The organism is Rhodococcus sp. NPDC078407, assembly GCF_044542515.1.
In the GTDB taxonomy this organism is placed as follows: domain Bacteria; phylum Actinomycetota; class Actinomycetes; order Mycobacteriales; family Mycobacteriaceae; genus Rhodococcoides.
In genome coordinates, this window is sequence record NZ_JBITUQ010000001.1 from 406,735 (window position 1) to 428,040 (window position 21,306).

Annotated in this window: 17 protein-coding genes and 1 tRNA gene; 5 read left to right on the top strand and 13 right to left on the bottom strand. The window is 64.6% G+C overall.

Going from position 1 to position 21,306, the window contains the following annotated elements; genetic code table 11:
- Positions 1–126: 126 nt before the first annotated feature.
- On the top strand, positions 127–1,740 hold the full coding sequence (locus tag ACIGGF_RS01935; RefSeq protein ID WP_397519737.1) for an alpha-amylase family glycosyl hydrolase: 1,614 nt from the start codon (positions 127–129) through the stop codon (positions 1,738–1,740).
- Here ACIGGF_RS01935 and ACIGGF_RS01940 read toward each other — a convergent pair.
- From ACIGGF_RS01940 to ACIGGF_RS01975, 8 genes are all read right to left on the bottom strand, one after another.
- The gene (locus ACIGGF_RS01940; RefSeq protein ID WP_397519738.1) at positions 1,737–2,426 is read right to left on the bottom strand and encodes a hypothetical protein; all 690 of its coding nucleotides are present in this window, start codon (positions 2,424–2,426) and stop codon (positions 1,737–1,739) included. The two genes, ACIGGF_RS01935 and ACIGGF_RS01940, sit on opposite strands and share 4 nt — an antisense overlap.
- On the bottom strand, positions 2,419–2,883 hold the full coding sequence (locus ACIGGF_RS01945) for an acyl-CoA thioesterase (RefSeq protein WP_397519739.1): 465 nt from the start codon (positions 2,881–2,883) through the stop codon (positions 2,419–2,421). The genes ACIGGF_RS01940 and ACIGGF_RS01945 overlap by 8 nt, the downstream gene beginning before the upstream one ends.
- Before the next feature lie 55 nt (positions 2,884–2,938).
- Entirely contained in the window at positions 2,939–7,780 is a 4,842-nt protein-coding gene (locus tag ACIGGF_RS01950; protein WP_397519853.1) for an NAD-glutamate dehydrogenase, read from the bottom strand.
- Between the two features lie 126 nt (positions 7,781–7,906).
- Positions 7,907–8,374 carry an acyl-CoA thioesterase gene (locus ACIGGF_RS01955; protein WP_397519740.1) on the bottom strand — a complete coding sequence of 156 codons (468 nt, stop codon included), beginning with the start codon at positions 8,372–8,374 and terminating at the stop codon, positions 7,907–7,909.
- 1 nt (position 8,375) lies between these two features.
- Positions 8,376–10,055, bottom strand: coding sequence for an energy-dependent translational throttle protein EttA (gene ettA, locus ACIGGF_RS01960; RefSeq protein WP_397519741.1), 1,680 nt, complete (start codon positions 10,053–10,055; stop codon positions 8,376–8,378).
- Positions 10,056–10,180: 125 nt separating this feature from the next.
- Positions 10,181–10,666 (bottom strand): single-stranded DNA-binding protein, encoded by a 486-nt coding sequence (locus tag ACIGGF_RS01965; protein ID WP_397519742.1) that lies wholly within the window; start codon positions 10,664–10,666, stop codon positions 10,181–10,183.
- A gap of 169 nt (positions 10,667–10,835) precedes the next feature.
- Entirely contained in the window at positions 10,836–11,489 is a 654-nt protein-coding gene (locus tag ACIGGF_RS01970) for an IMPACT family protein (RefSeq protein WP_397519743.1), read from the bottom strand.
- 10 nt (positions 11,490–11,499) lie between these two features.
- Positions 11,500–13,296, bottom strand: coding sequence for an ABC transporter ATP-binding protein (locus tag ACIGGF_RS01975; protein WP_397519854.1), 1,797 nt, complete (start codon positions 13,294–13,296; stop codon positions 11,500–11,502).
- A gap of 97 nt (positions 13,297–13,393) precedes the next feature.
- Here ACIGGF_RS01975 and ACIGGF_RS01980 point away from each other — a divergent pair, with 97 nt between their 5' ends.
- Positions 13,394–13,819, top strand: a complete 426-nt coding sequence (locus tag ACIGGF_RS01980; RefSeq protein WP_397519744.1) for a MarR family winged helix-turn-helix transcriptional regulator — start codon at positions 13,394–13,396, stop codon at positions 13,817–13,819.
- A gap of 9 nt (positions 13,820–13,828) precedes the next feature.
- Here the strand turns inward: ACIGGF_RS01980 and ACIGGF_RS01985 are convergent, their stop codons facing one another.
- On the bottom strand, positions 13,829–15,889 hold the full coding sequence (locus ACIGGF_RS01985) for a cytochrome c oxidase assembly protein (RefSeq protein ID WP_397519745.1): 2,061 nt from the start codon (positions 15,887–15,889) through the stop codon (positions 13,829–13,831).
- Between the two features lie 44 nt (positions 15,890–15,933).
- Positions 15,934–17,091, bottom strand: coding sequence for an XdhC family protein (locus tag ACIGGF_RS01990; RefSeq protein WP_397519746.1), 1,158 nt, complete (start codon positions 17,089–17,091; stop codon positions 15,934–15,936).
- Between the two features lie 145 nt (positions 17,092–17,236).
- Here ACIGGF_RS01990 and ACIGGF_RS01995 point away from each other — a divergent pair.
- From ACIGGF_RS01995 to ACIGGF_RS02005, 3 genes are all read left to right on the top strand, one after another.
- Positions 17,237–17,309 (top strand) — tRNA-Arg (locus ACIGGF_RS01995).
- A gap of 70 nt (positions 17,310–17,379) precedes the next feature.
- Positions 17,380–17,517, top strand: a complete 138-nt coding sequence (locus ACIGGF_RS02000) for a hypothetical protein (protein WP_397519747.1) — start codon at positions 17,380–17,382, stop codon at positions 17,515–17,517.
- Positions 17,514–18,623: a methyltransferase gene (locus ACIGGF_RS02005; protein WP_397519748.1), complete on the top strand. Its 1,110-nt coding sequence runs from the start codon at positions 17,514–17,516 to the stop codon at positions 18,621–18,623. The genes ACIGGF_RS02000 and ACIGGF_RS02005 overlap by 4 nt, the downstream gene beginning before the upstream one ends.
- A 55-nt stretch (positions 18,624–18,678) precedes the next feature.
- Here the strand turns inward: ACIGGF_RS02005 and ACIGGF_RS02010 are convergent, their stop codons facing one another.
- From ACIGGF_RS02010 to ACIGGF_RS02020, 3 genes are all read right to left on the bottom strand, one after another.
- Positions 18,679–18,915 (bottom strand): hypothetical protein, encoded by a 237-nt coding sequence (locus ACIGGF_RS02010; protein ID WP_397519855.1) that lies wholly within the window; start codon positions 18,913–18,915, stop codon positions 18,679–18,681.
- 23 nt (positions 18,916–18,938) lie between these two features.
- Entirely contained in the window at positions 18,939–20,123 is a 1,185-nt protein-coding gene (locus ACIGGF_RS02015) for a fatty acid desaturase family protein (protein ID WP_397519749.1), read from the bottom strand.
- Between the two features lie 61 nt (positions 20,124–20,184).
- Complete coding sequence (locus ACIGGF_RS02020) at positions 20,185–21,297, bottom strand: ferredoxin reductase (protein ID WP_397519750.1); 1,113 nt, start codon at positions 21,295–21,297, stop codon at positions 20,185–20,187.
- Positions 21,298–21,306: the final 9 nt, after the last annotated feature.

Below are 21,306 nucleotides of genomic sequence, written 5' to 3' on the forward strand. Positions count from 1 at the left end.
GCCGAATCTACAACACTTTCCAAAGCGTGAGGTAGGTGTCGGTCATGTGAATGAGCACAAGGCTTTACCCGCCGTTGACCGAAAGTGAGCCTTCCGAACGACCCGCCAGCGCCCCTGAATCGTTGCATGGGCGTTCGTTTGGCACTATTGCCACTTGTGACCGATCAGATCGAGAGCTCCCAGCCGCTGTGGTGGCAGGACGCCGTCTTCTACCAGATCTACCCCCGGTCGTTCGCGGACTCCAACGGTGACGGCGTCGGCGACTTGGACGGAATTCGGGACAAGCTCGGCTATCTCGAACTGCTGGGCATCGACGCGATCTGGATCGGGCCGATCACGCTGTCGCCCATGGCCGATCACGGGTACGACGTGTCCGATCCCCGCGACATCGATCCCTTGTTCGGAAGCCTGGAGATCTTCGACGCATTGGTCGACGAAGCTCATGCTCGCGACATCAAGGTCACGATGGATCTGGTCCCCAACCACACCAGCAGCGAGCACCCGTGGTTCCGCTCGGCGCTCACCGCAGCGCGCGGTAGTGCCGAACGCGCCCGCTACATCTTTCGCGACGGGCGCGGTGACGACGGCTCGCAGCCGCCGAACAATTGGCCGAGCATCTTCGGGGGTCCGGCCTGGACTCGCGTCACCGAGCCCGACGGCAGCCCGGGGCAGTGGTATCTGCACATCTTCGCGCCCGAGCAGCCGGATCTGAACTGGGACAACCCCGAGGTGTTCGACGATTTCGCGCGCACCCTGAGATTCTGGCTCTCCCGCGGCGTGGACGGGTTCCGCCTCGACGTGGCACACGGCATGGCCAAACCGGCCGACCTCGCCGACATGAGTCTCGAGCTCAACGCGCTGATGAAGAACGACGACGACGATCCTCGGTTCAACAACCCCCGCGTGCACGACCTGCACCGCCGCATCAGAGCCGTCATGGACGAATTCCCGAGCGCGGTCACCGTCGGCGAGATCTGGGTTCAGGACAATGTTCGGTTCTCCGAATACATCAGACCGGACGAATTGCACCTGGGATTCAACTTTCGACTGGCCAGTGTCGATTTCGATGCCGACACCATTCGAGACGCCATCGCCAACTCACTCGCCGCTGTCGAGCTCGTCGATGGCACTCCTACATGGACGCTGTCGAACCACGACGTCGAACGCGAGGTCACCAGGTACGGCGGTGGCCACGTCGGCCAGGCCCGCGCTCGCGCCATGATCATGGTCGAATTGGCCCTTCCTGGAACGATCTTCGTCTACAACGGTGCCGAGCTGGGGCTACCCAACGTGCAACTGCCCGACAGCGCGCTACAGGATCCGGTGTGGGAGCGATCCGGGCACGCCGAACGGGGGCGCGACGGCTGCCGTGTACCGATGCCGTGGGAAGGACACGAGCCGCCGTTCGGATTCTCCGCCACCGATCGGACCTGGTTGCCGATGCCGCCGGAGTGGAACGGGCATACCGCCGAAGCGCAACTCGAAGATGTCGATTCGATGCTGAGTCTGTACCGCACGGCATTCGAGCTGCGAGCTCTGCGTCCGGAATTCACCGGTACCGGAATCGATTGGTACGGGGCACCTCCCGGCTGCCTCGCCTTCCGTCGCGGCGGAGGTCTGATCTGCGCTCTGAACGCGTCCGACGAGCCGATCCCCCTGCCTCCCGGCGAATTGCTGCTCGCAAGTGCACCTCTGGTGAACGGCCGGCTCGACGCACACGCTGCGGCGTGGCTCGTCTAGCGCTCCACCGTCAGCGACAATTGATGGCCCGCGCGCCGTACGTACACCGAACCGTAGCGAGCGTCGAGGCGTAACCAGACCCGGGACACGCGTACCCGAACGACCTCGTCGGCTGCAATGCGGTCGGGATCGACGTCGATCGTCATGGGATCGATTCCGCTGTGCGGCACGAAACCCATTGCTGTCAAAGCGAACACGGTGCGCATCGATATGGACACTTCGTCGCCGGCACCGGCGACGTGCAGCACCTCCTGCTCGAGCAACGAACTGGGCGGGCCGTGGCTGCTGCCGTGCTCCTTGGCCAGTGCCGCACCGCGTTGCGCAAGACCGACGAGTATCCGGGCGGGCACATCGTCGAGGTGCTCGAACCCGCCGTCCGGGGGTAGCGCTCCCCGCCATGCCGAGTCCATCGAGAATCCCGGGTCCACGACGCCGCCATCCGCGTGCCGCAGTGCGGCAACCAGCACGTCGGCACCCGCGCACGTATCTTCGGGAACCACCGTACCGGTGACCACCCGTGCCGCCAGAGCATCGAATCCCGTCACCGCCCAACAGGACACGCCGCCGCCGGCACGGGTGCGCATGCGGATCACCGCAGCCTCGTCCAACCGCAACGCCCTGGTGCAGAACGTCGCCAGGTTTTCTCGATCGACCGCGTCGGGAACGGTCAGTACGCGCTCATACACGCTGCCAGCTCACGAGAAACGCACGCTCGTCCGGGGTGAGCCGACGCAGCCGCTGTGCGTCGATATCGAAGGCCGCGATCTGGGTCGAGGCCACCACGGCCGCAGGAGTATCCAGCGATGCCCCCCGCGCCCGCACCTCGTATCCCACGACGAAATCCACCGCACGGACGGCATCGATCCACATGAAGACGTCCAGCGGGCCGTCCTCGTGCCGCAGTTGACCTCGATACTTCACGTGCAGATCCGCGATGACCGCTCCGTGGCGCAGATTCGCCGTCGGCCTCCCGTCCACCAACAGCCACGGGATACGTGCCTCTTCCAGAAGAGTCACCATCCGAGCATGGTTGATGTGTTGATACACATCCATGTCCGACCACCGCACCTCCACCGCGGCGTGGAAGCCCACCCGCTCGGTGGCAGGTCGTTTGTCGGACAGATGATCTTCGGGCACACTCACGTGGTCGTTTCCTCTACTCGGTGCATGTGATGCACGTCGACTGTCCGCTTCGGGATCAGGGCATCATGTTGCGGACCTGGCGGGCGGCGACCGACAGGGTCGCCAGGTCCAGGGTTCCCGACTCGGCGATCTCGGTCAACGCAGCCCGCGACCTCGCCAGACGCGATGCATTGGTCGATTCCCACTCCGCGATCTTCTCGGCCACCGACTCCTCCGGTTCGCCGCCTGCCAGCACGGCTTGCGTGATTCCTCTCAGCGAGGAGTACAGGTCGTCGCGAAGTGCCAAGCGCGCCAACGAGTGCCAACGATCGCCACGAGCCAGTTTGGACACCGCCGTCAGCAGCCAATCGATTCCGATGTGCGCATCCAGAGCGAAATAGAGTTCGGCTACCTCCGCTCCGTCTCTGTCGACGATGTCGGCGATATCGATGATGTCCAGGAGGCAGTAGACGTCGAGCAGTCCGTAGATGCGCCGGGCCAACCCGGCCGGTGCTCCCCGTTCGATCGCGGCTGCCGATCGCGCGTCCAGCGCGCTCGCCTGGTGCCCGGCCGTCCACGTGGACACCGACGACTGCAATGCGCGAACCTGACCCGCGTACCGGCTGATCTCCGCACCGACGGCCAGGGGTTGCGGCCGATTGGCCAGCAGCCAGCGTGACACGCGGTCGAGCATGCGACGAGACTCGAGCAGCAGTTCGGCCGAGATCGCGGTGGGTACGTCGGCAGCCCTGATGGAATTCCACACTTCGTCGAGTCCGAAGATTTCGGTGGCGGCAGCGAACGCGCGGATGGCGTCGGTGCCCGCCGCACCCGAATCCTCGGTCAGACGGTACGGGAACGTGATTCCGCCACAGTCGATCGCTTCGTTGGCCAGCGTCGTGGCCACCAACTGACGCCGAAGAGGGTGGGAGGTGATCGCGTCGGCGAAGGGGTTACGCAGCGGCTCGGGGAAGTATTTCGGCAGACGCGGAGCGAAGACGTCGCTGTCCGGCAGTTCGCTGTCGAGCAGTTCGGCCTCCAACGCAAGCTTCACGTGGGCCATCAACGTGGCCAGTTCTGGAGACGTCAGTCCTCGGCCGTCCTGCTTTCGTCGTCGTAGATCGGTTTCGGTCGGCAGAGCCTCCAACTCGCGGTCGAGTCCTCGGCGTGTCTCGAGATCAGCGATGACCCGGCTGTGCACGGTCACGAGACTGGGTGCGTCGAACCTGGAGGTGCCGAGCACCTCGTTCTGCATGATGTTGTCCCACAACACCAGTCGGCCTACCTCATCCGTCATGGACGCGAGCAACTCGTCTCGATCCTCGCGTGCGAGGTTGCCGTTGGTGATCGCCGTCTCGAGCAGAATCTTGATGTTGACCTCGTGGTCGGAGCAGTCGACTCCAGCGGAATTGTCGACGGCGTCGGTGTTGATCTTCCCTCCGGCTGCGGCGTACTCGATACGTCCCAGCGCGGTGGCACCGAGGTTGCCGCCCTCCCCCACGACGGCGGCGCGCACATCTACTCCGTCGACCCGAACCGCGTCGTTGGCCTTGTCGCCCACCTCGGCATTGGTCTCGGTGGACGCCTTGATGTAGGTGCCGATTCCGCCGTTCCACAGCAGATCAGCAGGAGCCTTCAGGATTGCATGCACCAACTCCGGCGGGGACAACGATTCGACCGAGTCCCCCAGCCCGAGCGCCGAGCGTGCTGCCGCGCTGATCGGAACCGACTTTCGAGTCCGCTCCCACACTCCGCCGCCCTCGCTGATCAGCGCGGTATCGTAATCCGCCCACGACGACCGCGGTAGCGCGAAAAGACGCTCGCGCTCGGCGAACGACGACTCCCGCTCCGGGCTGGGATCGAGGAAGATGTGCCGGTGATCGAACGCGGCGAGCAGACGAATGTGCCGGCTGAGCAGCATGCCGTTACCGAACACGTCCCCGCTCATGTCGCCGACGCCGACAACGGTGAAATCTTGGCTCTGCGTGTCGATTCCGAGCTCGCGGAAATGACGCTTGACGCTTTCCCACGCACCCTTGGCCGTGATGCCCATGGCTTTGTGGTCGTACCCCGCCGACCCACCCGACGCGAAGGCGTCACCGAGCCAGAAGCCGTACTGCGCAGCCACGTCGTTGGCCATGTCCGAGAATGTGGCGGTTCCCTTGTCCGCGGCGACGACGAGGTAGGTGTCGTCGCCGTCGCGGCGGACGACGCCGGCGGGTACGGACACTGCACCGGTTGCGCGGTCGAGATTGTCGGTGATGTCGAGCAGCCCGGCAATGAACAGGCGGTAGCAGGCCTTGCCTTCCTCTGCCTGCGCCTGACGATCGCGATCGGCGTCGCCCGTGACCATCGGCGGCCGTTTGACGACGAACCCACCCTTCGCTCCGACCGGCACGATGACGGCATTCTTGACCATCTGCGCCTTCGCCAGACCGAGAATCTCGGTGCGGAAGTCTTCACGACGATCCGACCAGCGCAGTCCGCCGCGGGCCACGGCACCGAACCGCAGGTGGACTCCTTCGACGCGGGGCGAATACACGAAGATTTCGAATTTCGGCTTCGGCTTGGGCAATTCGGCGATCGACTGCGGATCGAACTTGAGCGAGAGGTACTCGCGATGAGCACCGTCGGCACCCACCACGAAGTAATTGGTGCGTAGCGTCGCGCGGACGAGCTCGAACATACTGCGCAGAATTCGATCTGCGTCGAGGCTGACCACTTGGTCGATCAGCTCCCCCAGCTGAGTACCGATGGTCTGCGCGTTTTCCTCGGAGCTCACTTCGGGGTCGAACTGCGCCTCGAACAGGCCGACGAGCAACCGAGCTGTGCGCGGATTCGCCAGCAGGACGCCCTCGATGTTGAACTGACTGTAGGGAAAACCCGCCTGGCGCAGGTACTTTGCGTACGCCCGCAATACCACTGCCTGCCGCCAGTGCAGGCCGGCGCGCATCACCAGTTCGTTGAACCGGTCGGCCTCTGCCTGCCCGCTCCACACTGCTGCGAAGGCTTCGGTGAAGCGGTGCTGGACACGGCTCTCACGGTCTGCGGTACCGGCTTCGGACAACTCTGCGTCGATGTCGCCGTCGATTGCCGATCGCAACATCTCTCGTGAGGCAGAAAGTCCGAAATCATAGATCCAGCACGACATCCCGTCCGGCCGCACCACCGGGTAGGGCCGTTCGTCGTCGACCTCGACGCCGAGGCTCTGCAGGATGGGCAGCACCTGCGACAGCGACACGCCCGCGCCGCCGATGTACAGCGAGAATCGCCAGCTGCCGACCGCCGACTGCTCGTTGCGGTAGAGCTGCATGTCGATCGACTCGTCGCCGAGAGCTTCGAGGCGAGCGATGTCGGTGACGGCCCGGGCCGGGCTGAAGTCCTGCTTGTAGGCCTCCGGGAAGGCATCGGTGTAGCGCTGAATCCGCAACGGGTCGACCACTCGGTCGAGGGAGACGGCGTCGCCGAGTGAGTCTTCCCAGGTCCTGGTGGTTTCGGTGAGGGCCGCTTCGATCCGAGAGATGTCCTCGGCCGAGAGTTCCGTCGCTGCGGTCCCGGGTGCCCGACGCACCGTCACGTGCAGCAGTGCCAGATCGGATTCCGTCACGCGCGCTGTGTAATCGATGGAGGTCCCGCCCAATTCGCGCAGCAACCGATCCTGGATGGCGAGGCGGACACGGGTGGTGTAGCGATCGCGTGGCAGGTACACCAGGGCGGAGACGAACGAACCACTCGAGTCGGGTCGCACGAACAGTTTGACCTTGCGACGACGGCCCAGTGCCAGAACAGCACTCGCGGTTTCGAAGAGCCAGGATGCCGAGGTGGCGAACAGTTCCGAGCGGGGCATCGATTGCAGCACCTCGAGCATGGCCTGACCCGAGAACGATCCCAGAGAGTGGCCCGCGCGGGCGATCACCGACCGCACCCGCCGCTCGATGACCGGAATGTCGAGCACGTTCTCGTGCAGCGCAGTCACCGTGAACACGCCGACGAACCGATGTTCGGCGGAGTCGTCGGCGTCGAGAACACTGACGAAGTACGGGTAGACGGCGCGGTGCACCGTGGCCGGACTCGCTCCCTGCGTCAACGTGACCAGGTCGCGCTGTCCCACCGGTTCCGAGCCGTCCACCTGATGCACCGAGTCACGCAGTACCCCGAGGCTGCTCGATTCGTCACCCGTCACCGTCCGGTCCTCGCCGGCTCCGCCTTCCATGAGGTATCGCCGGTACCCGAGCAACGTGTAGTGACCGTCTCCGAGCCAGCGCAGCAATGCTGCCGCGTCACGTAGCTCGACGGCGCTCTCGGAATCCGTGGTGCCGGCACGCCGAGCGACCTCGTCGAGGCGATCGGCGACTTCGGCTTGCACCCGTCGCATCCGATCGGTGTCGCCGACGACCTGACGCACGTCGGCCAGCACCCGCACCGCCTCCGATTGCAGCCGGGCCACGGCGTCCTCGGAAGTGGAGGGATGGAGCTGAACGTGGATCCAGGACTCGGGTACTCCGTGCGCGCTCGGGCCCGTCAATACTCCATCGCCCTCACGGGCGACCGACAGGATCGGGTGGACCACGTCGGTGTACTCGATACCCAGGCGGGCGAGCAGCGAAATGATCGACTCGACGAGGAGCGGCATGTCGTCGGTGACGATCTGCAGGTAGCTTCCCCCAGCGCGATTTGCCGCAGATCCCGATTCACTCGGTAGATGAACGGCCACATTCGCCGAGTCCGGACGGCGATGCGCGCCCAGCCGAACGTGGCGATGAAAGAACGTGACGTCGGCGGTATGCGCGGCCGCCCCGACGGCGGAGGTGTCCACGTGCTCGAAGTACTCGGCGCGCACACGCTCCAACTCGGCCAGAAGTCTGTCGTCGAGCCCCTCGGCCCAGTCGTTGTCGGTCAGGTCCAGCGAGCGCGGCATGGTGTTCGAGTGCTCCCTCATGAGGATTTTCCCGACGCCCGCCGATCGCCGGTCGTCGATGACTCCTAGACCTTAGTGTCGGAGACCCGGTTACAGCAGTGACCTTGCAGACCCAGCGCGCCGGAACTACTCCGTGGAGTCGAGAGGGGCGACGAGATACTCCTCGAGGAGCCGTCGCTCGGCGTCGACGAGCGGTCGGGACGAGGAGGTCGTGAGATCGAAGGCGACCATCGCCGCCTCGGCTCGTGCACAGACGGTTCCATCCCGATCGGTCACCACGTGCTGGACGACGTAGGACGTGTTTCCGACGCGCGTAGTCCACAGTTCGATCGTCAGCGGACCGGATTCGTCGAGAATCGGATGCAGGAAGTCGGTGGTGAGCCTTCGAACCACAACCGCGCCGCGCACCCCGGCTTTGCTGGAACCAGATAGTCGTTCCGCAGGCCCCACTCCCGGCCCTCCGAAGACCGCATTCAGAAACTGAACGCGGCCTTCCTGGAGGTACTCGACGAATCGGGTGTTGTTGACATGGCCGAGGCGGTCTGAATCGCCCCACCGCACCTGAAGTGTGCAGGTGAAGATCTTTCCGGGCATGTCAGTCTCGGGTCAGCTTTCGGTGCGTGACGCGATGCGGACGGGCCGCGTCGGGGCCGAGGCGCTCGACCTTGTTGGCCTCGTAGCCCTCGAAGTTGCCCTCGTACCAGTACCACGCGGCCTCGTTGTCGCCGAAACCACCTTCCCACGCCAGAATGTGCGTGCAGGTGCGGTCCAGGAACCACCGGTCGTGCGAAATCACCACGGCGCAACCGGGGAATTCCTCGAGCGCATTCTCGAGCGACCCGAGAGTTTCGACGTCCAGGTCGTTGGTCGGTTCGTCGAGCAGGATCAGGTTTCCGCCCTGCTTGAGCGTCATCGCCAGGTTCAGACGGTTCCGCTCACCACCCGAAAGCACGCCGGCCGGCTTCTGCTGATCGTGCCCCTTGAAGCCGAAGGAGCTGATGTACGCGCGGGACGGAAACTCGGAGCTGCCGACGGTGATGAAGTCCAGTCCGTCGGAGACCGTTTCCCACACCGTCTTCTTCGAGTCGATGCCCGAGCGGTTCTGGTCGACGTAGCTGAGCTTGACGGTCTGACCGATCTTGACCTCGCCGCCGTCCGGCTCTTCGAGCCCGACGATGGTCTTGAACAGCGTTGTCTTACCGACACCGTTGGGGCCGATGACGCCGACGATGCCGTTGCGCGGCAACGTGAACGACAGATCCTTGATCAGCACGCGGCCGTCGAAGCCCTTGTCCAGGCTCTTGACCTCGACCACGACATCGCCGAGGCGTGGCGGATTGGGGATCTGGATTTCGTCGAAGTCGAGCTTCCTGGTCTTCTCCGCTTCGGCCACCATCTCGTCGTAGCGCGCCAGACGGGACTTGCTCTTGGCCTGGCGTGCCTTGGCACCGGAGCGCACCCAGGCCAGTTCGTCCTTGAGCCGCTTCTGCAGCTTCTGGTCCTTCTTGCCCGAGACCTCGAGACGCTCGGCCTTCTTCTCCAGGTAGGTGGAGTAGTTGCCCTCGTAGGGGTACAGGTGTCCGCGGTCGACCTCGGCGATCCACTGCGCGAGGTGATCGAGGAAGTACCGATCGTGGGTCACGGCGAGGATGGCACCGGCGTACGCGGCCAAGTGCTGCTCGAGCCACAGCACGCTCTCGGCGTCGAGGTGGTTGGTGGGCTCGTCGAGCAGCAGCAGATCCGGCTTGCTCAGGAGCAGCTTGCACAGCGCCACACGACGCTTCTCACCACCGGAGAGGTTGGTGACGGGCGACTCGGGCGGCGGGCAGCGGAGCGCGTCCATGGCCTGCTCGAGCTGCGAGTCGATTTCCCAGGCGTCGGCATGGTCGAGCTTTTCCTGCAGCTCGCCCATCTCTTCCATGAGCTCGTCGGAGTAGTCGGTGGCCATCAGCTCGGCGATCTCGTTGTAGCGCTTGAGCTGCACCATCGTCTCGCCGAGTCCGTCCTCGACGTTCTCGCGCACGGTCTTGGTGTCGTCGAGAACCGGCTCCTGCATGAGGATGCCGACCGAGGCACCGGGAGCGAGGAACGCCTCACCGTTTCCGGGCTGATCGATTCCCGCCATGATCTTGAGGATGCTGGACTTGCCGGCGCCGTTGGGGCCGACGACGCCGATCTTCGCTCCCGGGTAGAAGCTCATCGTCACGTCGTCGAGGATGACTTTGTCGCCGTGCGCCTTGCGCACCTTCTTCATGGTGTAAATGAATTCAGCCATGTGGTTCAGCTTATCGGTGCGAGCGCGTCCGAACACCATCGCCCGAGAAGGTGCCGGGCCCGCATCTGCCGTCCGCGCTCGATCGACGGTTTCGATGCAGCGTGGACGGCAGATCGAGCAGTCCGTCAGGCGAGTACCGACTCTCGAAGGTCCTCGTCGGTCGACTCGCGGTTCGCGTCGGATTCCCGGTCTTCGTCGAGAGCGTCCTCCGCTCCCGGATCTGCGTCCACCGCCGCCTCGGGCACCACTGCTCTGGTCCGATTGATCGAGACGTTGCACCGCGCGAGGTCCGGTCCGACGGCACTGGCGCTCATCTCGAGATCGGCACGCTCGAGTCCGTCCCGGTTGGTGTATTCGTTGGTGCGCAGCTGCCCGTAGGCAATGATGGGATCACCCTTCATCAGGGAGGCTCCGACCCCGCGCACCAGTCGCCGCCAGCAGGTGACCGTCAGGTAGAGAGTGCCGCCGTCGGTCCACTCGCCCGTGTTGCGGTCCTGACGGCGAGCGTTGCTGGCCATCCGGAAGCTCAGGACTTCGTCGCCGGTGGGGGTGGACCGCTTGACGGGATTGGTGATGACTGTGCCGACCACGGCGCATTGTGCTTCGTACATGGTTCTCTGCCCTCTCGATTCGAGTATCGCTCGGTTGCGATCGACATCGACACTGCTACGCGCAGGGCGTCTTCGGTGAACGTGTTCGCGAAATGTGGACAACCGCCCGGCCTGTGGATGAACTGCTCGAATCGAGGCTCCACGGACGCCTGATGGTCGGTAGGTTGTGCTAGTCCGGAATTTCCGCGTACATGTGGCCGCTCCGCACGGGCGTGACGCGACCGGCAGTGAGCGAAGCAACCAGTGCCGCAGTCGAATCGGCATCGACAGCCGAGACGGTCAATACCGCACGAGCAGCGTAGGACGTTCCCAGCACGAGCACTGCGTGCCTGCGCAGTTCCGATTCCACCCGCCCCACCTCGGCGTGGTCGAGTTCGAGTGTCATGATCTCGCGTCGCTGCCGGGTGAGGAACCTCGCGTGCACCAGCGCCTCGGACACCGCGCTGCCGTATGCCCGGGCCAGGCCGCCCGTCCCCAGCTTGGTGCCACCGAAGTATCGACTGACGACCGCAACAACGTTGGTCGTGTGGTGCCCGCGCAGTACCTCGAGCATCGGCATCCCTGCCGTGCCGCTGGGTTCGCCGTCGTCGTGGGACCGCTCGATGCGCTGCTGTTTCGGGTCGGCAAGCGGATCGCCGGCCGAGGAATCCACGATGAACGCCGAACAATGATGTCCGGCAGCAGGATCGGACATACGAGCCGCGGCGATCACGGCTCGTGCGTCGGCTTCGGTGGCCGCGCGATCGACGACCCCGACGAATCGAGATTTCTTGATCTCGATCTCGCACTCGACGCGGTTCGCGATGGTGCGCAGTGGCATCATCCGCGTGCACTCATGCAGCCACACTGTCCACGACATCGTCTGCGGCTCGGACCAATTGGGCGTACATGCCGCCCTGCTCCAACAGGGATTCGTGGCTACCGACCTCACGAACGACCCCGTGATCGAGGACGGCGATGCGGTCCGCGGCGCGCACCGTGGACAGCCGGTGTGCGATCAGAATGGTCGTTCGGCCGTCCATCAGACCATCGAGCGCCGTCTGCACTGCACGTTCGGTGCGGTTGTCGAGGGCACTGGTCGCCTCGTCGAGCACCAGGATCGGCGGGTTCCGCAACACGGTGCGGGCGATCGCGATGCGTTGCTTCTCACCACCCGAGAACCGGTAGCCGCGCTCGCCGACCATCGTGTCGTAACCGTCGTCGAGTCCGTCGATGAAGTCGTGGATCTGCGCGGTCCGGGCAGCCTCGACGATCTCGTCGTCGGTGGCGTCGGGCTTGGCGAACCGCAGGTTCTCCCTGATGGTGGCATGGAACAAATACGTCTCCTGCGAGACCACGCCGACCAGGTCGGCAATGTTCTCCGACGCCATCTCCCGCAGGTCGGTGCCGTCGATGGTCACCGAGCCGGACGTCGGATCATGAAGTCGCGCAACGAGATACCCCAGAGTCGTCTTACCGGATCCGGTTGCACCGACAAGGGCGAGGGTGCTTCCGGCCGGTACCTCGAGGTCGATGTTGCTCAGCGTCGGCAGCGTGGCCGCGGTATAGGTGAAGTCGACGCCACGGAACACGACGTCTCCGCGGACAGCCTCGCGGGGCAGCGTCACCGGGTGCTCGGGCTCGGCTACGTCGATCGGAAGGTCGAGGTACTCGAAGACTCGCCCGAACAGGGCCAGCGAGGCCTGTACGTCGACGCCGGTGTTGAGCAATTGCATGGTGGGCCGGAACACTTGGGTCTGCAACGCCGTGAACGCGACGAGTGTGCCGATCGTCAAGGCGCTTCCCTGCCCGATGGTGATGCCGGCGAACCAGTACACCAGAGCCGGCATCACGGCGAAGCTGATCTGAATCGTTGCCATCCGCCATTTACCGGCCATCATCGCCGCGAGTTCCACCCCGGCGACCTCATGGGATCGGTCGGCGAACTTCTCGGTGAGTGCCTGAGCCGAACCGGTCGTCTTGCCCAGGAGAATGCCACTGACCGAGAGGGATTCCTCGATCTGTACCGACAGGTCGCTGAGCAATTTCTGGCGCTTGGTCGAGATCTTGCGACGCTCGTCGCCGATACGGCGGGCGACGCGGACGAAGACGGGAAGGATGATCAACGAGAACGTGGCGAGCTTCCAATCGAGCAGGAAGAGTGCCACCACCGTTGCCACGACCGTCGTTGCGTTCTGTGCGATGGACGTCGCGGTGTTGGTGACGACGGACTGCATACCGCCGATGTCGTTGGCGATGCGTGATTGCACCTCACCGGTACGGGTGCGTGCGAAGAATCCGAGGGACTGGCGCTGCAGGTGTGCGTAGACCTGCACGCGTAGATCGTGCATGAGTCGTTGACCGACACCGTTGGACATCCAGGTCTGCACCACGCCGAGGGTGTTGGTGGCGACTGCGACTGCGATCATGCCGACGGCGATGAGACCGACGAGGGTGACATTGCGATCAGGAATCGCATGATCGAGGAGTTCGCGAAGAAGTAGAGGAGAGGCGAGTGCGATGATCGCGCTGGCCACGATGATCGCGCTGACGATGGCGATCCTGCGCCGATAGGGCGTGAACAGAGCCAGGACTCGGCGCACGGGTGCCGGGTCGGCTGCGAGAAGTGAACGTTCGGGACGGCTTTCCAAGTAGACCTCCGAGAAGTTGCCGGGTGGGGTCACCGAAGTGATATGCGGAGGTTACCTCACTATGAGGTAGGCCGCAAGCTTCGCTATGATCCGATCCATGGATTCCGGACACTCGACCGACCTGAGCGAAACGTTCATGGCCGTTGCCCGGCGCATCCGGCGCAGCCATATGAGCGCGCTCGAACCGTTCGGACTCAATCCTTCGCAGAGCCGGGCCCTGCACGTCCTGGCCCGTGAACACGAGTCGATGCGGCTGCGCGACCTGGCCGAGCACCTCCGCATCGTGGCGCGATCGGCCACCGACATCGTCGACTCGTTGGAAGCTGCGGACCTGGTGACCCGAGGACCGGATCCGAGCGATCGACGCGCTGTTCTGGTCGCCCTGACCGACGTCGGCCGCGCCCTGCTGGACCGCGTCGACGACGCCCGCCGTGAAGTGACCGCGGAAATGTTCGACGGCCTCGATCCGGGCGAGCGCACCGAACTCAGCCGACTTCTGCACAAGATCGTGGGCAGCGACTGAGTAAGCAGGTCACTCGCCGGTGCGTTCCCGGCGGGCGAGTTCGGCGAACATCGCGTTGTGAGCGGCGAGTTCGGCATCGTGGTCACGCTCGGCCGCGCGGTCCCCGCGCCTGGCATCCCTGTCGTCGCTCCGAGACCACTGGATCAGCAGCGCCAGCATGACGAGCACCAGCGGAACTTCGCCCGTAGCCCAAGCAATTCCGCCGCCCAGCTTCTGGTCACCGAGCAGGTCTGCGTTCCAGTCGAGCCCGAGCGATCGGTAGAACCAACCGCCCATGACGGTGTTCATGCTCATCAAGGCCACCCCGAAAAAGGCATGGAACGGCAGAGACCCGAACACGACCGCCAGCTTGGTGACCGGCGCGACCTTGCGCGGCGACGGATCGACTCCGATGACGGTCCAGTAGAACAGGTACCCGCTGAGCACGAAGTGCAGGTTCATCAGCAGGTGTGCGCCGTGACTGTCCAGCACCGCTCCGAAGATGCCGCCGAGATACAGCACGTAGAAGCCGCCCACGAAGATCACCGACGCGACGAGCGGATGCGTCAGGAACTGCGAGAAGCGGCTGTGCAAACCGATCAACAGCCATTCCCGCATCCCGGGGACGCCGCCCTTACCCGCCGCGGGAAGAACCCGTAGCGCCAGCGTCAACGCCCCTCCGAGCGCGAGCAGAACCGGTGCGAGCATCGAGAGCATCATGTGTCCGCTCATATGGACGCTGAACACTGCCGTGGAGTAGCGGCCGATTCCCGAGGACGTGCTGATCAGCAAGGTGAGGCAGCCCAGCACCCAGGCGACGGTGCGGCCGATCGGCCATTGATCACCGCGCAGTCGCAGACGGCGGACGCCGATCAGATAAATCACGGCCATGACGATCGCGGCGGTTCCGAAGATCAGATCGAAACGCCAGTCCAGAGCCATCCGTGCAAACGTGGGTGGCCCGCTCAAGTTGTACCCGAGTGCCGCTTCTGTGGTCGTGAGATTCGGGTCGATCTCGGCCGGCGGAGGTGTGCGTCCGAGCCCGACGGCCAGGCCGACGGTTGCGGCGAGCACGAGCACCTCGGCCCCCGCGAATCTGAGCAACGGCCCACGCGCGGTGGGGTCGGCGATCAGTGCGGGCAGCGCAGTGCGGCGTTGCATCCATCCGAACCCACCGAGCACGATCAGCGCGGCGATCTTGCCCACGATCAGCAGGCCGTAGGTGGTGGTGAACAGATCGGCGATCGATACTCGGACCAGCGCGTTGATGAAGCCGCTGATGCCCATCACCACGAAGCAGATTCCCGCGATGGTGGAGAACCGCCTCGCCGCGACGTCGGAGTGTGCGCCGCGCCTGCGGACGTGCGCCAGCAGGGCGAACAGCCCACCCGCCCACAGCGATGCCGCCCCGAGGTGCAGGATCAGGCTGTTGGTCGCGACGTCGTGCGACCCGCCGGCCGAGGAGTGGCCGCTCAACGCGATGGGCAGCAGCGTCGCGAGAGAGAACCCGAGGAGTGCGGGAGTCCAGGACCACCGCAACACCGTGCGCGACGCGATAGCGAGTACGACCGCCATGATGGCCGTCCACCGCCATGCGCTGGCGATCTCCACTTGGTCGAGCGCTTTCCAGAGGTTCGCCGGCTTGATGGCTTCGGCGAACGGCTGGCCGGAGGTGTCGGACAGTGTCAGCGGCACGAGAAGCAGCGCACAAACAGCCCAGACGATGGACGCCACCGATCCGGTGCGCACCGCTCGATAGCCGTCGACGTCGAGAACGCCGTTCCGCTGCGGCGGTACGAGAAACGCCGCCAGCAGGAACGACCCGATGGCGATGACGGCCGAGATCTCACCGATCGCGCGGAGAGCGGGCAGACCGTAGGTGGTCGCCGGACCGGGATCGGGGATACCCAGTAGCACCAAGGCGTCGGACGCGGAGAGCATCACGATGAGCGCGGCAACCACACCGGCGATGACGCCGGCTGTGACGAACACCGTCGTCGTGGCCGAACGCGTATCTCCATCGGTCCGGACTTCGCCGGCCGAGAACTCGGCGGTCGAGGGTTCGGTCTTCTCGAGATCCGGTGTTGCCATACCACCAGAGTAGGAGGTGATCGACGATACTCGAAAGGCGAGTCCTACACAGCGTCGTACTTCGCCCCGCCGGCGTCCTCGTCCAAGTCGTGATGAATGCGGCCGTGACGAGCGCGCAACGGTTCACCCGAACCGCCCCAGCGGTGGGCGATGATCTCCGCTGCGATCGATACCGCGGTCTCCTGAGGCGTCCGAGCACCGAGGTCGAGCCCGATCGGGCTGGCGAGACGAGTGAGTTCCGTCTCCGTCAGACCCGCCGCCCGCAACCGAGCCGTGCGGTCGTCGTGGGTACGGCGTGATCCCATCGCGCCGACGAACGCCAGAGAGGGGATCCGCAACGCCACTTCGAGCAGCGGCACATCGAATTTGGGATCGTGCGTCAGCACGCACACCACGGTGCGTTCGTCCAGCTCCCCCGCCGCGAACTGCTCGGAAAGATAGACGTGCGGCCACGAGACGACGACCTGTTCGGCAGCAGGAAATCGCTGCGGGGTGGCGAAGACTGCCCGCGCGTCGCAGACAGTCACGCGGTACCCGAGAAATGCACCCTGCTGCGCCACTGCGGCAGCGAAATCGATGGCTCCGAACACCAGCATCCGGGGCGACGGAGCATGACTCGAGACGAACACCTCCATCCCCTCCCCCCGTCGCTGACCGTCGGGCCCATAGGAGAGGACGGCCGATCGGCCCGCGGCGAGAAGACCTTTCGCGTCATCGGCGACGGCTGCGTCGGATCGCGCGCTGCCGAGCGAACCGCGGGTGCTCGATTCTCCGACGACGATCCTGCGGCCGAGCCGTTCCAAATCCGTGTGCGCGACGATCGTCGCCACCGCGACGGGCACATAGGCCCGGACGTCCGCGACGAAACTCTCGAATTCGGGAAACGTGCGCCGAGAGATCCGCTGCACGAACACGTCCAGCGTTCCGCCGCAGGTGAGACCGACGGCGAACGCATCGTCATCGGAGACGCCGTAGCGGGTGAGGACTGGAGTTCCGGTGCGCAGGACGTCCTGGGCGAGCTCGTACAAGGCACCTTCGACGCAGCCGCCCGACACCGAGCCGGCAACCGCACCGTCTGCGCCGACCAGCATCGATGCTCCGACCGGACGGGGGGCCGAATCGAACGTGCGGATCACCGTCGCCACCGCCGCGATGTCGCCCGACTGCCACGCGTGCAACGCGTCGTCGAGGATATCGTGCATTCGACCTCCTTCGACGTGGGCGGTGACCGACTCCGAACCGTTGCTTTCCCGCTACGGCCGTCGCCCAACCCATGCCTGCGCGATCGGCGTATACGGAAAGGTACACTCGTCAACCGTGCTCGAGCGGGTTCGCCCGTACGTGCCAGCCTCCGTAGCTCAGGGGATAGAGCAAGGGCCTTCTAATCCCTTGGTCGCAGGTTCGAATCCTGCCGGGGGCACCCTCTGACCAGCACGAACGCCGACCGACCCGGTTCACTGTGGTTGACTTCGCGCAACGAAGGGTTACACGTGCCACAGCTCACTCTCGGAGTCCTCTCCCGTTCGGGCGAGTACGGCGAGCAGTCTGCCGCACAGGTGGCGGGCATCTGCACATCACTGCTGTCGCATCGTCGGATTCTTCTCGGCATGAACGGGAGCTCGATGTGAGCATCACCTGGGTCGAGGACGGCCGAGAACACACCTCACTTTGGCAGTCGGAGAATGGCGCACCCGCACCCCGGGTGGTACGCATCGTCGACGATTCGATCTCCGCAGACGTGGCCTACAAGCTGGCCACGATCGGTGAGTCCATGCTGTGGCGCGGTGACTACAACAATGCTCGACAACTGCTGTCCGCCATGACCCGTCGGGTTCCGCCCGCCAAACGGTCGCCCGATGCGTCACCCGCCGAACAGTTCCATCTACATCGCCAGTATCAGGGCCGACGCGCCAGAGTCCTGGGAATGCTTCTGGTGGAACTCGATTCGAGTGCCCACCTCGGCCTCGGCCGGGCACCGGATGTTCGAGGCGCAGTGTTAGAGGCCATCGGCCCCGACGCCGCGCCGTGCGTGCTCTCACTCCGAGAACTTCTCGGCATGGTCGGCGCACACGAATGGCGTCGAAAGGGTGTCTTCGTGCCGGCTCTGGACGCGTCGATTCACCCGCACTACGGGGTGTTCTCCCCGATTCGCGGCGAGTACATCCAGCTCGTCGCCGACGCACCGCTGCCGATCACCGAACGCGCATTCGACATCGGCACCGGCTCGGGCGTTCTGGCTGCCGTCCTCGCCCGCCGCGGAATGACGTCGGTGGTCGCGACCGACAAGGACCCGCGGTCGGTCGCGTGTGCACGCGAGAACATCGAGACACTCGGTTACACCGACCGGGTGGACGTGGTGCAGACCGACATCTTCCCGTCCGGACGCGCAGGACTGATCGTGTGCAACCCGCCCTGGATTCCCACGAAGCCGACATCGGGTATCGAGCACGCCGTTTACGACCCGGGATCGCGGATGCTCAAGTCTTTCCTCAGCCGGCTCGGCGGACACCTGACACCGAACGGCGAGGCGTGGTTGGTGCTGTCCGATCTCGCCGAACTACTTGGATTGGCCACTCGCGCAGACCTTCTCGACGCGATCGACGCGGCCGGACTGGTGGTTGTCGACCGCACCGACACCACACCGTCACATCCGCGGGTCAGTGATACCTCGGACGTGCTGCACGACGCCCGCGCACGCGAGACGACGTCACTGTGGAGACTGCGCCGACGCTAGAGACGACGAAACCGCCCGAGCATCACTCGGGCGGTTTCTTCGGGTTTGGTCGGCCTCAACGGCGCTCGCGGGTCTCGAACTCTCCGTTGATTACGGTGCCCAGAGGCGCGTCACGCTCCGCTTTCTTGGCAGCCTCCCGCATTTCGATGCCATCGGTGATCAGATCTCCGATTTCGCGAGTGACATCGCGAACGGCTCCGGTGATGATCACCACGATTCTGCCGACGTGATTGGCAGCAGATTCGGTGAACTCCTGCACGGTGTCCTTGTTGCGCTCGAACTTGCCCACCACCAGGACCGCCCCCTTCGAAGTCGTCACGCTGCGTTGGTCTTCTTACGCTCGACGATAACACCGGCCGGAGCCGCCGACCCCGTCAGCGAGTTGGGCAGAGCCAGTTTGAAGATCTTTCCCCACACGGTGCCGATCTGGTGGAAGAAGCCGCCGGTGTTGTACGGCAGGTCGTACTTTTCGCACAGTTCCTTCACCTCGGGCGCGATCTGCGGGTAGCGGTGCGCGGGCAGATCCGGGAACAGATGGTGCTCGATCTGGTGCGAGAGGTTGCCGGACATGATGTGGAACAGCGGCGAACCCTCGATGTTCGCCGACCCCAGCATCTGACGCACGTACCACTCGCCCCGGCTCTCGTCGGCCGTCTCTTCCTGGCTGAACGTCTGCACTCCCGTCGGGAAGTGTCCACAGAAGATGATCGAGTAGGTCCACACGTTGCGGATGAGGTTCGCGGCAACGTTGCCCACCACGGTGGAAGCGAAGAACGGGCCGGTCAGCGCGGGGAAGATCACGTAGTCCTTGAGCGCCTGCTTGCCCGCCTTGCGCCACATGCCCTGCAGCAGCGGCTTGACGTCGTGCCACTTGCGCTTGCCTGCGACGATGTTCTCGGTCTCGAGGTCGTGCAGCATCACGCCCCACTCGAAGAACGTCATCAGCAGGAACGCGTAGACCGGGTTACCGAGGTAGTACGGGTTCCACTTCTGGTCCTGGTCCATGCGCAGCACGCCGTAACCGATGTCGCGGTCCATGCCGACGATGTTGGTGAAGGTGTGGTGCATGTAGTTGTGCGAGTGCTTCCACTGATCCGCCGGGCAGACGGTGTCCCACTCGAACACCTCGGAGTTCAGGCCGGGCTCGCGCATCCAGTCGTACTGGCCGTGCATGACGTTGTGGCCGATCTCCATGTTGTCGAGAATCTTCGCGACACCGAGGGCACCGACACCGGCGAGCCACGCCGGCGGCAGGAACGGCAGGTACATCAGGGCGCGCCCGGTGATTTCGAGGCCGCGCTGAGCCTTGATGATCTTGTAGATGTATTCGCGGTCCTCGTCACCGAGCTTGGCGACGGTGCGGGCACGCAGATCGTCGAGCTCGCGGCCGAGCTCTTCGACCTGTTCGTAGGTCAGCACAGTCGGCTCGTCCGGCAACGTCTCGTTGCGACGGAAGGGAAGGACGGTGGTGTGCAGGATCGAGAGAATTGTTCCGAGCATCTGATGATCTCCAATTCGATCGGGTCGAGATGGTCTGTGGTTGGACGTGTTTCGGGTCGACCTAGATGTCGATGTCGACGTCGCCGACGGCAACGGACACGCAGAGCTGAATCTTCTTGTCGGATTCGGTGTCGGTCTCGCCGGTCTTGATGTTCTTGGTGCAACCGGACTTCTTCACCGAGGTGCAGGTGAAGCAGATACCCATGCGGCAACCGTTGGCAGGCGAAAGACCGGCTGCCTCGGCCTGTTCGAGCAGCGTCTCGCCGTCGTTGTCCGAGGACACATCGCTTCCGGAGAAGGTGGTGGTTCCGGTGACGTCGTCGCCCACCGTGGCGAAGGACGGGGTGAACTCCTCGAGGTGCAGCCGCTCACCGAGGCCCGCGTCGTCGAAGAACGACCTCACGCCCTTCATCAGCCCGGGAGGGCCGCACAGGAACGTGTCTGCGTCCGCGAACCACGGAGCCACCGCATCGAGATGCTCCTGACCGAAGAACCCGTACAGGTCTCCGCCGGTCTTCTGTTCGGTGTACGCGAAGACGATGTTCACGTTCTCGTGCTCGGCGGCGATCTTCTCGAGGTCCTTCTTGTACGCCACGTCGTTCTCGGTGAACGCGTAGTGCAGGAAGGTCAGGTCGCTGCTGTACCCCTCGTCCAGCAGCGACCTGAGCATGGACAACACCGGCGTGATGCCGCTGCCACCGCTGATCAGCAGCGTCTTGGCCGGGCGCGGTTCGGGAAGCTCGAAGGTGCCGTCTGCCTGCGACAGGCTGACCACGAGGCCGACGTGCGCGTACTTGTGCAGATACTGCGACACCAAGCCTTCGGGATGGGCCTTGATCGTCAATTCGATCCGACCGTCCTTGCGGTACTGCGAGCACGCAGGCGAGTAGCAGCGCGTCTGACGAACACCGTCGATGACGACACCGACCTGGACGAACTGGCCCGCCTTGAAGCCTTTCCACTGACGCGTGGGACGGATGGTCAACGTCAACGAATCTTCGGTGGACCGATGTATCGCGGTGACTTCTCCGCGCAGGTCTCGAACCGTCGTCATAGGATCGACGAGTTCGAGGTACCGATCGAGCGCGTGGGGTGTGGCCATGGCCTCGAACAGGGAAAGAAGCGAGAACTTGCGCGAACCAGAGGTGCGCGGCGAGTGTTCTTGAAGCGTCATTCCATCCTC

Bases quoted from the DNA above. Each gene is read 5' to 3' on its own strand.
- ACIGGF_RS01935 (WP_397519737.1), top strand. From the start codon at position 127: ATGGGCGTTCGTTTGGCACTATTGCCACTTGTGACCGATCAGATCGAG.
- ACIGGF_RS01950 (WP_397519853.1), bottom strand. From the start codon at position 7,780: ATGCCGCGCTCGCTGGACCTGACCGACAACGACTGGGCCGAGGGGCTC.
- ACIGGF_RS01955 (WP_397519740.1), bottom strand. From the start codon at position 8,374: ATGCCCGGAAAGATCTTCACCTGCACACTTCAGGTGCGGTGGGGCGAT.
- ettA (WP_397519741.1), bottom strand. From the start codon at position 10,055: ATGGCTGAATTCATTTACACCATGAAGAAGGTGCGCAAGGCGCACGGC.
- ACIGGF_RS01965 (WP_397519742.1), bottom strand. From the start codon at position 10,666: ATGTACGAAGCACAATGCGCCGTGGTCGGCACAGTCATCACCAATCCC.
- ACIGGF_RS01970 (WP_397519743.1), bottom strand. From the start codon at position 11,489: ATGATGCCACTGCGCACCATCGCGAACCGCGTCGAGTGCGAGATCGAG.
- ACIGGF_RS01980 (WP_397519744.1), top strand. From the start codon at position 13,394: ATGGATTCCGGACACTCGACCGACCTGAGCGAAACGTTCATGGCCGTT.
- ACIGGF_RS01985 (WP_397519745.1), bottom strand. From the start codon at position 15,889: ATGGCAACACCGGATCTCGAGAAGACCGAACCCTCGACCGCCGAGTTC.
- ACIGGF_RS01990 (WP_397519746.1), bottom strand. From the start codon at position 17,091: ATGCACGATATCCTCGACGACGCGTTGCACGCGTGGCAGTCGGGCGAC.
- ACIGGF_RS02015 (WP_397519749.1), bottom strand. From the start codon at position 20,123: ATGCTCGGAACAATTCTCTCGATCCTGCACACCACCGTCCTTCCCTTC.
- ACIGGF_RS02020 (WP_397519750.1), bottom strand. From the start codon at position 21,297: ATGACGCTTCAAGAACACTCGCCGCGCACCTCTGGTTCGCGCAAGTTC.